We start from the raw sequence: 14,952 nt of genomic DNA on the forward strand, positions 1-14,952 counted from the left end.
ATATGCAAAATCAGATATTTATATCTGGTCAAGGGTATTTACCTATAGAGGATCTTATTCAGGTAGGACGTAGAACGTCCTGCCTCGGACTTATTAACGGAAAAATGGGGATCGCCATTGCTCTTTTTCGCTATGCACGCCTTTCCGGCGAGTTGACATGTGGAGATGTTGGTTGTGAACTCCTTGATGAGATTTATGAACATCTTGATTCGTCTATACCTATTTCTTTTGGTAGTGGTTTATGGGGGATTGGTTGGGGGATTGAATATCTGATTCAAAATGGTTATATGGAAGGTGATGCTGATGAAGTCTTAAAGGATATAGATCAATGTGCTGCACGCTGTATACATGCCTATGGTATGTCGGGACTTTCATTAAATAACGGAATTGTAGGTTTAGGACGATATATTCTAATTAGGATTATTCCAACATTTTTGAAAGGTGATACGGTTTCAAGTGCTTTCCTGAAAGAGTATCTTATTTATTTGATTGATTGGTTGGAGGAAAGATTGGAATATACAAACGAATCTATTGATGATTTACTTGATTTTTTGTTTGACTTATACCCTACAGGTTTTTATCGGACAAAAGTATCAGTTCTAATCGAAAAATGTATGAATAGGTACAATCTATGAGTTATTTGGAGCAAATTACTATTGGAATTCCTGTGAGGATAGACAGTTGGGAGAGGAAGAGAAATCTTTTAGCCTTATTACACTATATATCCTCGTCTGGGATGAGGGTACATGTTTGGGATGCAGGAAGTGAAGAGTGTCAGTTCCCTGATGATATCTGTAGTAAAATTACTTATACTTATGAACGTGATGAAAATTTAGTTTATCACAAAACGAGGTATGTTAACTTATTATTAAGAGAAATTTCTACTCCTATAGTTGCTATTTGGGATGCTGATATTATATTTTCTTTGTCGCAGTTGGAGGTCTCAATACAAGCAATTATAGAACGAAAATATGTGATGAGTATACCATATAATGGAGTGGTAAAAATGCTTTCAAAAAAACAAAGTGAAGCATATATACTTTCTGGACAAAGGTATGATCATTTAGTTTCGCATGATGATATGTATGCTCGTTTGATGTGGCGTCCTTCCTGTGGGGGAGTTTTTGTTGTAGATCGTGAAAAGTATTTGAGATCTGGGGGAGATAATGAACGTTTTATCAGTTGGGGACCTGAAGATGCTGAGCGTATTCGAAGGATGGAAATATTGGGAGAATCTGTACATTGGACAAATGGAGGACCATTATACCACTTATGGCATCCTAGGGGAGAGAACTCCAGATATTCTATAGAAAAGTTAGCTTTTATTAATCGAATGGAATTTATAAAAGTTTGTAGCATGGGTCAGAATGAATTACGTGCATATGTTAAATCTTGGTAAAAATATAGTTGAGATGAATGGACAATTATTGAGACAAATAGCTAATTATCAGATACTACATAGTGCCTGTTGTAAGGATTTAGGGCTATTGCGTGGCAAAATAGGCATTTCACTTTTCTTTTTTCATTATGCTCATTTTTGTGGAGATTCGCTTTATAGTGACTATGCAAATGAACTGATTGGGGATGTGTATGATGATATTAGAATAGATACTCCATGGGGAATTCAAAATGGCTTATTAGGAATTGGATGGGGATTAGAGTATTTTATGCAGAAAGGATTTGTTGAATGCGATTCTAATGATATCTTAACAGAACTTGATAATAAAATAATTGAACGTGACTTACGACGTGTAAAAGACTATTCATTTGATACGGGGATAGAAGGGTTGGCGTGGTACGTGTTAATACGCTTATTGTCATCTGAGAGATATTTGCAGAAACCATTCGATAAGATGTATTTGGATGATTTAAGAGGTGTTTGTGAGAATGTTCCGAATAAAGTCTGCCATCCTGGAATTTCTTTATTGTTAGACTATTTAGTGGGTAAACAAATAGATGATTGGTATCTCGTTGTTCTGGGAAAGATAACGTCACAGAGAACTGACGGAGAGAAGAAAGAAGCCTTGTTGTGGGTTGAAGGATTAAAATACTTATTGCGATGAGGCATATATATTTGATAAATAGTGATAGCCGTGCGGCACAATATGGTATTGGGACATATATAATTCAAGTTATAAACTGTCTTAGCAGTATTGATTCTTTGCGTTTGACTGTAGTTAGTATGAACTCAGAGGATGGGATACTGACTGAAAAAAAAGATAATAATGTTCGTTATCTAACTTTTCCTAAAGTGTATGATTGGAGGAGTGAGAAAGAAATTCAACGATATTATAGAAGTGTTGCTTTCTTGTTGGCATTGTATGTTGATTCAAGTGAAGATAATGTATTTCATTTTAATTATTTACATCATGAACCATTGGTTGACTTGTTGAAGAAAATATATCCTACCAGCCAATTTGTGTTGACTTTACATTATTTGAACTGGTGCTTCACTTTGAAAGGGAATATAAAGAGGTTACAAACCGTTTTGGATAAAGCTGAGAACGATAGAACTGAGGAAGAAAAATACATATATGACGAATATAAGCAAGAAGTATCTCTTTACAGAAAAGTAGATAGAATAATATGCTTGGCTCAATATACTAAAATGTTGCTGAATGAATTTTATGGAATTGAAGAATGTAAACTAACGTTGATATACAACGGTTTAATTGATCAGGCTATCTTCTTGGGTGAAGTGGAGAGAATGCAAAGAAAAAGAGATTTATTTTTTGGAGAAGGGGAGAAATTAATTCTATTTGTAGGGCGTTTGGATGATATAAAAGGGATTGACTATTTGATAGAAGCTTTCGCAAAGGTGATAAAAAAGAGTTCGAACACTCGTTTGTTAATAGTGGGAGACGGGAATTATAGTAGGTATTTACAGATGTCTGCAGACATTTGGAGTAGGATTACTTTTATAGGGAAAATTAGTAAACAGAAATTATATGAATTTTATCAAATTGCAGATGTTGGAGTGATGCCGTCTTTTCATGAGCAATGCAGTTATGTAGCCATAGAAATGATGATGCATGGATTACCATTAATTATCACTAATACCACAGGATTGAGTGAAATGATTCATCATCAAAATGTAGAGTGCAGATTGATATTAAAGGAAGATCAAAATGAATTAAGGTTATCAGTTGAAGAACTTTCGAAATGTTTATTGAAAATGGTAACGGATGATTGTTGGGCGAGAGAGGTTGGTAAGTTAAATAGGTGTCGATATAAAGATGCTTTTTCATTAGAAAAAATGAGGATGGCATTTGAGTCTTTTTATAGTTAAGAATAAATTGATGTCTTTGATTTAGTTTTTTGAATACTATTATGTGGTGATCTTGTGAAGATTCAAAATAGAAATTAAAAAAGAATGTATATGAGAGAGTTGACTTATGTTTTACGCTTTATTTTTCCCATCACAATCTGGATGTTGGGGAAAAATAATTTGAGTTACTAAGGTATTTGTTTGGCTCTTTTTCTTCGTTCTAACAAATACCTGTAACGTTGGAAATCTATGTGATTTTTACGAAGAACATTAAATATTGATTTTAAAATGATTAAAGTATGAAATTAAGAAAACTGAAACTGAATGAAGCTTCAAAAGCTGAATTGAATGAGCGTGAGATGTGTCGTGTTTTGGGAGGTGGTACTCCTGGGTGCTGCCAATGTGGTTGCAATTATGAAGGTAAACCCGGTGGCTCTAGTACTAGTGCTAATGATAGTGCCAATAATGCTCATGGGTATACATCAGATGGTTCTCATCCATGTTGTTCTACTACTGACCCCAAACCGGAATTTCCGAAATTTCCGGATTTTCCTGTTATGCCTCAAGATGCTCTTTGTGGGGCGACTCAAGGACACTCGTGTGGTATATGAAAATAATTGATTGGGCGTTTATATTTGTTTGTATGAACAATTGAGCGTAGTCCTTTATTTTGTAATACTGCTGAAATTAACTTTCAGCAGTATTACTCTTGTGGAAAGCTAAATTAAAGAATATGAAGTTAATTATAGGCAATGGGCTGATAAAGTGTATTGTTTTTCTTTTTTTGCAAGCTACTGTTTTAGGTAGTTGTACGAAAATATCCAAAGGGAATAAAAGAGATGCAAGAACTTACTTTACAATTGATTCTTTAGATAGAAAGATAGTGCTTCCCGTGTTATTTAATGATAGCATTGTTTCAAATTTGGCATTTGATAGTGGGGCTTCTTTGGGAGCTTTTATTGTTGACTCTACTTTTTGTTCAGCTCACCCTTCTATCTTATCGAATTTGTCTCCTGACACTATTGCTCCATATGGGTGTGCATGGTCTGTATTACGTATGCCCGCATCTATGTATACAATTGTTCCGACTATAAAAGTAGGGAATTCCAATTTGATATATGATAAAATGTTAGTTTATAATTGGAGAGATTACATGGGAGGTACTCAATCAGATGGTTTGTTTAATATTCCACAAAATGATACTGTTAATATATGGGAGTTTAACTTTGAACATAATTATATGGCTATCCATTCATTTCAAGATTTTATTATGCCTAAGAATTGTATTCTGATTCCTTTTGTAAGAGGAAATGATAAAAGCTCACTTTTTTATGTTAATCTGCCTTTAAATATTAGATGTGCTGATGGAGACACACTGATGCTTACTCATACTTATCTTGTAGATACAGGTATGCCACAAGACATAGCTCTGATGGCTCAAGCTTCTGAATTGTCCTTTTTTTCTAAGAAAAAGAATGCCGTTTGGACGCAGGCACCATCTGGATATTATAGTCATCATAATGTAAATGCTACTTTGTTTGGTGGCATACAACTCGATTCCTTGCGGATTTATATATTTGATCAACCTAATCAAGTACCTTGTGATTATCTTATTGGTCTGAATTTACTTAAAAGATTTAATGTTTTTTTCGACATGAAATCACAAAGATTAGGTTTGCAGCCAATAAAGAACTACGAACGAGTGGTCAACCCTCGGAAGAAACGATTTCACATGTCATCCCGTATGAATAGCCATGGAAAAATTATTATTACTAAAATTGCCGATTATGAGGGGAATTATGTTAAAGAATCTGGTTTGTTAGAAGGTGATGAAATTATTGCTATAAATGAAATTCCTATTAAAATGATCTCTTTGGAAGAGGATGCGGAGCTAAGCCGGCAAGACACATTGATATACGATATTGTCCGTCAAGGTAAATCTTATAAGATACCGGTGGTTATTGATAAAAAAGAGGTTCAAGGTGATTGAATGAAATAATAATATTAGATAGGTAATGATATGAATGATAAAGCTAGTAGATACAATATTGAAATAGAATACTATAATGGAATCCTGCTCTATAATTCGCTTACTAACAGGATACTACCAATTAGTCTTAAGGATTATTCTATAATTGAGACTTTGATGGAACATTTGCCTACATTTCGACAGAAATTTCCTGAATTGTATTCTGCTTTTCAGAGGTCAGGATTTATTATAAGTCCAGATTTTGATGAGTTGGCGTATTTGAAATTACAAAATAAGCGATGTATATTTATGAATCGGGATTATCATCTTACAATAAATCCGACTTTAGATTGTAATTTAAAGTGCTGGTATTGTTCTGTTGCCTATGCTGGGGCAAAATATGATAGAGAACGAATGAGCGATGAAATAGTTGATAATTTGATTAAGCACATTAATTTATTAGTGACACAAAAAAAAGCAAATTCAATTTTATTGGATTGGTTTGGTGGAGAGCCCCTAATGTATTTTGATGAAGTAATCAAAAAGATATCAGATTCAGTATTCCCAATTTTATTACAGAATAATGTGAAATTTAGGCAACAAATTACTACTAATGCTACTTTATTGAGTGAAGATAGAATTCGATATATGAAGGACATGAACTTTGATTTCTTTCAGATATCTATTGATGGTAATGAGTGCCGCCAGAACCTGATTAAACGTTATTCTGATAAACATGGTACTTATAGAGATGTGGTTGACAATATTAATTTGCTTTCTGAGGTGATTCCAGATGTTTCAATTTGTTTGCGTGTTAATTATGATAAACAAACTTTGAAGAATATAAAAGATATAATAAATGATTTTACGGAAAAAAGTATAAAGTGCATTACTGTAGATTTTCAGAGAGTGTGGCAGATTTCATGTACAGAAGAAATGCGAAAGTTATTAGAGAAGGCAAAAGTTGAATTTGAGAAGGCTGGTTTTCGTTCGCGTTTTTGGGCATATAGGCCATTTAGATATAAGTGTTGTTATGCGGATAGTATCAATCATTATGTTGTCAATTACGATGGTAGAATTTTTAAATGTACAGCACGTGATTATGGGGAAGAACTAACTCTTGGCCATTTGTTAAAATCTGGAGAAATTGATTGGAACGATGGAATATTGAGTAAGATGTTTGTAAAGGCTACATTTGAGAATGAACGTTGTGAAAATTGTCGAGTTTTACCTTTGTGTATGGGACCATGTATACAAAAAAATTACGATGCACTTATAAATTGTAAACAGCTTACTTGTGTATATGATAACGTTGAATACAGTTTGTCTTCTTTTGTAATAGAAATGGCAAAACAAAGAAATTTAATATAATCGATGAAAAAAAAATATATTACAGTTGATGATATTAAGTATCAATTAGCTAACCTGCGTCAGCTGACTTTTGAAGTGACAGATGCTTGTAATCTGTGTTGTAAGTATTGTGCGTATGGTGAATTTTATAATGATTATGATAAGCGTGAAAATAGCACAATTAGTTTGTCCGCTTCTTTGAAATTAATTGATTATTTAGTTGATTTATGGGGTTCAGAATATAATACGTCAGCTAAACGTAACGTATATATCAGTTTCTATGGGGGAGAACCTTTATTAAATATGCCATTTATTGAATCGGTGGTGACGTATATTGAAAAACTGCATTGCCAATATCGCAATTTTACTTTTTCAATGACAACGAATGCTTTGTTGCTTGAACGTCATATGGATTTTTTGGTGGCACATGATTTCAATTTGCTTATCAGTTTGGATGGTGATGAATATGGCACTTCCTATAGAGTGAATAAGGTGGGTGATCCTGCATATCCCAATATTATCAGAAATATAGATGTTTTACGAAATAAATACCCTGAGTTCTTTGAAAGAAAAGTGAATTTTAATGCTGTATTGCATAATCGTAATTCGGTTACTTCTATTTATCACTTCTTTAAAACTCGTTACAATAAAGTACCCAGTATTGGAGAGTTGAATAATATGGGGATTCGACCGGATAAGGTAGAACTTTTCCAAAAAACGTATCGTAATTCACAAGAAAGTTTACACCAAGCAGAGAATTATGAAAAAATAGAGCAGGATATGTTTCTAAAATCAGCTACTTATCAGACTCTTACCAATTTTCTCCATCAGTATAGTGGGTTTGTTTTTCGAAGTTATGTTGATTTGCAATATGGTAAACCTAAAAAAACAATTCCTACCGGTACTTGTATCCCTTTTGGTAAAAGAATGTTTGTCACTGTTACTGGTAAGATTTTACCTTGCGAACGCATAGGACAACAATTTGCATTGGGAAAGGTAACGGCAGATAGCGGTGTTGAACTTGATTTAGAAGCAATTGCAGATAAGTATAATACTTATTATGCTAAAATGGAAAATCAATGTAGTAAATGTTACAAAGCAGAATCTTGTATACAATGTATTTTCAATCTTAATAACTTGGATACTTGTCCTGTTTGCTATGGATTTACTAGTAAACAAGCTTTTGAAATCTATAAAACAAAACAAATAGATTTTCTAAGAAAGCATCCGGAAGAATATTATCGAATTATGGAAAATGTGATGGTTGAATAAAATAGGGTATAATATGTTTCAAGTAGATAAGAATTATTGGCTGGTAATTGCGCCTTATGTATATTGTTGTATAAAGGGTAAGAAGGCTCTATTATATAATACTAAGAATTGGGAGTATTTAGAGGTGGAAAATGAGAATGTAATAGGGCTATTACGACAGTTACATAAAAGAGATAATCTTGGTGCGGTGTTTTGTGAAGGGAAAATGTTGACAGAGCCATGTTACTCAAATTTTATATCTGATTTTGTGTCAAAGGAAATGGGAGGTGTTATAGATGTGGTATCTTTTCCCGATAAACCGATACAAATGATGCCTATTCTTAATTTACAATGTGATGTGGATAAATTACAGCAAATAGAAGATAGGGGTATAGGAGAAGATATTTTGTTTAATTTGTTAGAAATAAATGTTTTTCTTTATAATGTTTGTGATCATCATTGTTTATATTGCAGTAAATATTCACAGCAAAATTTGTGCTGTCGCGTAGCAGAAACAGAGACGTCTCAAGTTCTTGATATCTCTGCTTTGAAGTCTATTATAGCACAAATTCGATATGGAGTGGTAGGTCGGTTGAATTTATTTGGTGGAAATATTTGGAAGTATCCTAATTATAATGATATTCCTTTTTTATTATCAGGTTTTAAAGGTCAAATTCATATTTGGAGTCATTATGCTGATTTTGTGGGTAATAAAATCTTAGATTCAGATTTTTTTTATGATGTAATTGTTCCTTTTCCCATGGAAGAAGAATTACTGCGAAATTGTATCTTTTTATTAGGAGATTTACAAATAAAGATTCATTTTTATGTTACGCAAATAGATGAATATGCTAAGGCGGAGGAGATTGTACATAAATATGCTATTAATGACTATTCAATACATTCTACCTATGTAAGATGTAATTTGGATTATTTTGAAAAATATGTTTATATGGATAAAGGGGATATCCTGCAATCTCAATACTCAATGAGCCAAATTTTTGCTCATCAAAAAATGAATTCACATTTTTTCGGTTCGTTATCAATCTCTGTTAATGGAGACGTATATGCTAATTTGAATAGTTTAGTTTTGGGAAATATCTATAAAGATAGTTTGATTGATATTGTTAACAAAGAAATGCTTGATAATACAGCATGGCGGAAAATACGAAATGATTATCCTTGCTGTGACTGCATTTACCAATGGCTGTGTCCTTCGCCCTCTAATTATGAATTGGCTATTGGAAAACCGAACCTCTGTCATGTGAAACCGTAAATGATAATAGCTTATGAATCGTACTTTCTGTTTCGTTCCGGTTCGCAAAGGGAGTAGAGGTATCCCCGGTAAGAACCTGCGTATGCTGGGAGACAAACCTCTGGTATGTTGGATTATCGATACCGTCCTTGCTTCCGGCATAGCGGACGAGGTATGTGTAGCGACAAATTGTGATGAAATGGAAAGTCTTATACGAGGCCGTTACAAAGGAGTTGTACAGATATTCAGGCGCAGTGAGTGGAGTGCAAGGGATGAGGCTTCCAGTCTGGAAGTTGTACAGGAATTTTTCCATTTTTGTAAGCCGGACCGGAATGATGATTTTATTTTGTTACAGGCTACTTCTCCTTTTACGACTGCACAAGAACTAAGGGGGCTTGCAGAAGAGATGAAAAGGGGTGAGGCGGATTCCTATGTTGCTTGTTGCCGTTTGAAGAAGTTTCGTTGGAGTGATGAGGGGAGACCTTTGGACTATTCATTCGAAACCAAACCTCGCCGGCAGGAGTACAAAGGTTTTCTGATAGAGTCGGGAGCTTTCTATGCTTCTACGGTGGGGAGGATACTGGACTCTGGGCAGCTTCTTTCGGGAGTTGTGAAGGTGGTGGAGGTCGGTCCTGCAGGGATGATAGATATCGATGAAGAAGCGGACTGGAGACAGGCTGAACATTATATTGAAACCGGGCTTTAATAAAAAAAGATATGGATAGACAGGACTATTATGTGGAGTATTATGAGGTGCTGGATAGGGTGCTGTCTGACTACGTGAACCATTTGAGGGAGGAAAAAGAGTATTGGCTGAAAATAGGGGGGCATGATGTGGGCGTGCCTTTGATCAATTTACTATTCTGGCAGTTCACTTGGCATAGAGAGGAGTACGACCGGTTACGTAAAGAAGGAAAGAGCTGTGGGGAAGCATTGGGTAGCGTAAAGGAGATACTGGCAGATAAGCAGGTGGAAGAATGGGGGCGACAGGAAGAGGAATACAAAATCTACGACCATGAATGGTATGAAGCACTGGCACCTTATGGCGGGCAGTTGGTGATCTATATTTATAATGCCCGTCAATTGGCTTATCTGACTCCGTTGATTGAACGTCTGGAAGAACCGGTGTTGCTCTTGTCGGAATATGAGATTCCGGATGAAACGGAGTTGCCGGACTTTGTAACGGCCATTACTCTTGAATTTACCAAAACAGCTCCGTTGATTAATCCATTTCTGAAAGAGTGGTTCCCCTTGATTTTTCAATATGCGAATACATTTGATATATTGATGAGGATCTTGCAACCTAAAGGATTGATTTTTCTGGAAGGCTGCCATTACCAGCAGTTATTGCTTGCCACCATAGGGCGTGATTATGGAATACCGACCTTGTGTATCCAGCAGGGATGGCCGTCATTGATGCACGCTGCTTTCAGGAGGATGCCTTACCGGTACTATCTGATGTGGGGGGAAGGTTTCCGGACTTTGTGGGAGAAGCATAATCCGCTGCCGGACTTTGTTCCGACGGGCTATATGTATCAGGTGGAACCACGCAATGAAACGAAAAAGGAATGTGTTACTTTTTTCTTGCAGGGACCTTTTTTTCTGAGTGACAAAAGGTATCTTCAAGAGATGATCTGTCTGATAGGGACGGTTGCTGCGGAATTTCCCGCCCGGCGGTTTCTGGTGCGTGAACATCCTGAGTTCAGGATAGGTGAGGAGGTACGCATGGAATGGGAGCAGATTCCCAATATAGAAATGGTAACGGATGGAAAGCTGGCAGAGGTATTTGCCCGCACACGGGTAGGGGTGGCACACTATTCTTCTTCTTTGATGGAGGGAGTAGCGCATGGTGCTGTCCCGTTGGTGTACGATCCGACCGAGGGATCGCGGTATTCTCCGGATGTGGAAGCCGAGGGGCTGGGGATGATAGCGAAAACGAAAGAGGAGTTGATCGGCGGTTTGTCCCGGATACTGGAGAATTATGGAGATTTTGAACAGAGGATGGAGAAGGGGCAACCTCTGTGGTTTCAGGCAACAGGAGAAGAAACTCTCCGGAATATGGTCGGGTTTATTAAAGAAAAAATGCCTCCTGTTACTTTGAAGGAGATTTATGTGGTTGATACGGATACGTTGACACGCGAACGGCCCGTCGGGGTATCGGGGTTATTGCGTTGTAAGAATTGTGAGGATTTTTTGGAGATGTGCATTGATTCGTGTATCGACGGATTGGATGAGTTGATAGTTGTCTATCATGATTGTACGGATCGTACGCCGGAGATTCTCAGGCAGAAGGCGGCACAATATCCGGATAAAATCAGGGTCTTTGAGTATCAGCCGTCTGTATATCCGATCGATCTGGATGATGAGGAGTTTGAGAAGGCAAAGCTGTTGTCGCCCGACTCTATCCATACGCTGGCAGGTTATTGCAACTATGCATTGTCGAAAGCAAGCTATCGGTACGCAGTGAAGATCGATGCCGATCAGATTTATTTTACGGATCGGCTGAAACATATCTGTGATGCTTACCGTTCTGATAAAAAAGTGCGGTTCAACGTGACGGAATGCATCTCTTACAACCTGTATCGGGCTTATCTGGACTCTTTCAACCGTATAGAGATGCGACCGTTCAGGTGGCTGGAACGAATTGCGTTGTGGACGCATGCGTTGTATGCTTCTTATCTGGAGAAGATGATCATCCGGTATAAAGTGCCTGTCTCGATGTCGGGCATTAACTTGTTCCGGAAAGACCGGGAGTGGATGGTAGGGTTGGGGCAGGAACATCCGGAGCCTGATAGCAAAGAGATACTCCCTCCGTTTAATGGCGTGCGTGATACTTTCTTTTTTGAGGTGTCTGCGGACCGGATATTCAGGTATGTGACGGAAACGAAGCCGGATGGCCGTCATCGGGGGCTGGAGGTGATGTGTTGTCCGAATGAAATATTGGATGCCGGTTTTTGTTGGTTTCATTTGCGTGCCCTGATGAAGGAACATGAAGAGGGCTATCGGCAGTCTTACCGGAAACATCCGGAGCGGTTTATACCTTTGGGGACCTTTGTGAAGCTGTCGTACAGGAGTTTACAACAGAGATATAAACCTTTTGTTACCGTACGTTGGGCGGAACCGGTATTCGCTTATTTCTTTATGACGGGTAAAGGAAGGATTCCGTGGAGGATGTTGAAAGGGGGAGGACGAGTAGTGGCAGATAAATGTGTTTCGCAGCTTGATAAAAGATAGATGGTGGATGGATATATTGATTCTTTTTTATAATACGATGTGGGGATTTCCACTTGAGTTCCGGAAGGAGGACTTACCCGAGGGCTGTGTGATAACGACTGATCGCAACCTCCTTTCAAAGGCGGATGCCGTGGTTTTCCATTTGCCCGATTTACCTTCGGTGATGGAGGATGAAATCGATAAGCGGGAAGGACAGATTTGGGTGGGATGGAATCTGGAATGTGAAGAGAATTATAGTTGGACCAAGGATCCCGAGTTCAGAGAGAGTTTTGATTTGTGGATGGGGTATCATCAGGAGGATGATATTGTGTATCCTTATTATGAACCGGATTATGGGAAGATGCTGGTTGTGGCACGGAGGAAAAAGCCTTATAAGAAGGCATGTATGTTTATCTCGAGCGATATGAACCGGAGTCACCGGCAAGAGTATCTTAAGCAATTGATGCAGTATACCGACATCGATTCGTATGGGAAACTATACCATAATTGTGAATTACCTGTTGAGGACCGGGGGCGGGATACACTTCTTAGTGTGATTGGGGATTATCAGTTCGTAATAAGTTTTGAGAATGCGATAGGGAAGGATTATGTAACGGAAAAGTTTTTCAATCCTTTGTTGGCCGGTACTGTTCCGGTCTATCTGGGAGCTCCCAATATCCGGGAGTTTGCTCCGGGAGAAAATTGCTTTCTGGATGTGTCGGCTTTTGATTCTCCTGAGGGAGTAGCTGCTTTTATGAATCAATGCTATGATGACGAGGCATTGTATGAACGTTTTCACGCATGGAGGAAGCGCCCTTTATTATTGTCGTTCACAAATAAGTTAGAGCAAGTCCGGAGTAATCCGTTAACCAGGCTTTGCCAAAAAATACACGAACTAAAATTGAGAGGGATATGAAGGAGGTAAAAAGACCGGTAGTTTCGGTGGTGGTTCCGGTCTATAATACGGAACTTTTTCTGGAGGAATGTCTGCACTCTTTGGAGAAGCAGACTTTGACGGATATTGAGATCATTCTGGTGAACGACGGATCGACGGATAATTCCGGAGAGTTGCTGCGGGAGTATGCGGGTAAGGATGCTCGTTGCGTTTATGTGGAACAGGCGAATCAAGGACTTTCTGCTGCACGGAATACCGGAATAGAACATGCATCCGGGCATTATCTGGCATTTCTGGACAGTGACGACTGGCTGGCAGAGAATGCTTTGCAGGTGCTTTGTACTATAGCTGCGAAGACCCGGTCAGACATTGTCTCAGGAAATACATTGGCGGTACATCCGGATGGGCAGGTGCGAAGTTGGGAAAGAAGGAGCAGGGAGTTGTTTGCGGCGGGAACCGTGGTGTCTGGAAGTACGTATTTCTCAAGAGTGATGGATTGCAGATGTTATGTCCCTATGGTGTACAACTATTTATATCGGAGAGATTTTATTGAGCAAAACGGTTTTCGCTTTGAGCCGGGGCTGATTCATGAGGATGAATTATGGACTCCGCAGGTGCTGACAACCGCTCAGAAAATGACGGTTGCCGATATTGATTTTTATTATTACCGGCAACGGGAAGGATCGATTATGACAGCGACAGCAGCGGGTAGGCGGATTGCTTCCATTCAATTGATTATTGAGAAGTTACTGGAATATAGCCGTAAACATTTGTTTGAGAAAAAACATAGAGAGGTAAAAGAAGCGCTTTATGTGAGGCTGTTGCAAATATATTCTACTGCCTGTACATTACATCCGGACGGAACTTATACAACTTTGTACGATAGGGCGGGAGAAATGCTTCGTGTTTGTGAGGAACTCAGTCGGCAAGAGTCTCTTGGAAGATGGTATAGTGAGGAGATACTGAACAGGATGAAACTGTACTATGACCGGCTCCAGACGATGGAAGGATAAGGGGCTATGGCAGGGAACTGAATCACTTTATTGTATGTATGTTGGACATCGAAAATCGTAGTATATCATGAAAGATATTGCAATGCTAAACAAAGCACCATTAGACTTCTTCGGATGTAATTTTTGTCTTGTAGAGAAGCATCGTATGGCTTTTGTCCTTATTTCGAAATGTGGACTCACTTTTTTGGAGAACATAGCTATCTATGCGTCTATAGGTATGATTCCTGATACGGAAGATCAGACTCATTTTTATATCGCCCGGGTAAAACCCGAACGTTTTTTGGTACCGGTTTCTGAGATGTCCGGTTATGAAAGGGAGCATAAATCGTATTTGAAGGTAGCGGTTTGGAGGGATCCGGTGGAAAGACTGATTTCTGCTTATAAATATTTTATACTTGAACGTACTTTTAACCGTTATATGTATATGTGTAATCTTTATCAGGATCATTCTTTTGAACGCTTTCTTTCGTTTGTTGAGTTTGAATTGGGGAAGACAAATCCGTTGTGGCAGGATGAACATATACGCAGGCAATCTGATTTTTATACTTCTGCAGAGGTGGATTGTATTGTACCGCTCAGTAAATTAAACTGTTTCTTAGAAGAGAAAGGAGTTGATATACCTGAGGAGAGGTCGAATGCGACATCCGTTCAGTTTGAGCTGAGAGATGAGAAACAGATAGCACGGATAAAAGAACTTTATCGCCTCGACTATGAAATACCTGTCAGTTATTAAAAAAG

At 38.0% G+C, this 14,952-nt stretch carries 14 protein-coding genes; all 14 read left to right on the forward strand.

The window, feature by feature from the left end; translation table 11 throughout:
• Nucleotides 1–2: 2 nt before the first annotated feature.
• Nucleotides 3–635 carry a hypothetical protein gene (locus JZY04_RS15520; protein WP_101603899.1) on the forward strand — a complete coding sequence of 211 codons (633 nt, stop codon included), beginning with the start codon at nt 3–5 and terminating at the stop codon, nt 633–635.
• Nucleotides 632–1,399, forward strand: a complete 768-nt coding sequence (locus JZY04_RS15525; protein WP_101603897.1) for a galactosyltransferase-related protein — start codon at nt 632–634, stop codon at nt 1,397–1,399. The genes JZY04_RS15520 and JZY04_RS15525 overlap by 4 nt, the downstream gene beginning before the upstream one ends.
• Before the next feature lie 13 nt (nt 1,400–1,412).
• Complete coding sequence (locus JZY04_RS15530; protein WP_229080874.1) at nt 1,413–2,063, forward strand: hypothetical protein; 651 nt, start codon at nt 1,413–1,415, stop codon at nt 2,061–2,063.
• Complete coding sequence (locus JZY04_RS15535; protein ID WP_101603893.1) at nt 2,060–3,289, forward strand: TIGR04157 family glycosyltransferase; 1,230 nt, start codon at nt 2,060–2,062, stop codon at nt 3,287–3,289. Before JZY04_RS15530 ends, JZY04_RS15535 begins: the two co-directional genes overlap by 4 nt.
• 278 nt (nt 3,290–3,567) lie before the next feature.
• The gene (locus tag JZY04_RS15540; RefSeq protein WP_081113263.1) at nt 3,568–3,879 is read left to right on the forward strand and encodes a TIGR04149 family rSAM-modified RiPP; all 312 of its coding nucleotides are present in this window, start codon (nt 3,568–3,570) and stop codon (nt 3,877–3,879) included.
• Nucleotides 3,880–4,001: 122 nt separating this feature from the next.
• On the forward strand, nt 4,002–5,258 hold the full coding sequence (locus JZY04_RS21330; protein WP_101603890.1) for a PDZ domain-containing protein: 1,257 nt from the start codon (nt 4,002–4,004) through the stop codon (nt 5,256–5,258).
• Between the two features lie 30 nt (nt 5,259–5,288).
• Complete coding sequence (locus tag JZY04_RS15550) at nt 5,289–6,608, forward strand: radical SAM/SPASM domain-containing protein (RefSeq protein WP_010993585.1); 1,320 nt, start codon at nt 5,289–5,291, stop codon at nt 6,606–6,608.
• Between the two features lie 3 nt (nt 6,609–6,611).
• A complete protein-coding gene (locus tag JZY04_RS15555; RefSeq protein ID WP_032534069.1) occupies nt 6,612–7,859 on the forward strand; it encodes a radical SAM peptide maturase in 1,248 nt (415 codons plus the stop codon).
• 13 nt (nt 7,860–7,872) lie between these two features.
• Nucleotides 7,873–9,114, forward strand: a complete 1,242-nt coding sequence (locus tag JZY04_RS15560; RefSeq protein ID WP_122143003.1) for a TIGR04150 pseudo-rSAM protein — start codon at nt 7,873–7,875, stop codon at nt 9,112–9,114.
• A gap of 13 nt (nt 9,115–9,127) precedes the next feature.
• A complete protein-coding gene (locus JZY04_RS15565) occupies nt 9,128–9,799 on the forward strand; it encodes an acylneuraminate cytidylyltransferase family protein (protein ID WP_122142968.1) in 672 nt (223 codons plus the stop codon).
• A gap of 11 nt (nt 9,800–9,810) precedes the next feature.
• Complete coding sequence (locus JZY04_RS15570; RefSeq protein WP_122142969.1) at nt 9,811–12,327, forward strand: hypothetical protein; 2,517 nt, start codon at nt 9,811–9,813, stop codon at nt 12,325–12,327.
• A 7-nt stretch (nt 12,328–12,334) separates the two neighbouring features.
• A complete protein-coding gene (locus JZY04_RS15575; RefSeq protein WP_122142970.1) occupies nt 12,335–13,222 on the forward strand; it encodes a glycosyltransferase family 10 domain-containing protein in 888 nt (295 codons plus the stop codon).
• Entirely contained in the window at nt 13,219–14,214 is a 996-nt protein-coding gene (locus tag JZY04_RS15580) for a glycosyltransferase (protein ID WP_122142971.1), read from the forward strand. The genes JZY04_RS15575 and JZY04_RS15580 overlap by 4 nt, the downstream gene beginning before the upstream one ends.
• Before the next feature lie 67 nt (nt 14,215–14,281).
• Entirely contained in the window at nt 14,282–14,947 is a 666-nt protein-coding gene (locus tag JZY04_RS15585; protein WP_032536216.1) for a sulfotransferase family 2 domain-containing protein, read from the forward strand.
• Nucleotides 14,948–14,952 lie beyond the last annotated feature (5 nt).

It is taken from the genome of Bacteroides sp. 11BF (assembly GCF_019633765.1).
Taxonomy (GTDB): domain Bacteria; phylum Bacteroidota; class Bacteroidia; order Bacteroidales; family Bacteroidaceae; genus Bacteroides; species Bacteroides hominis.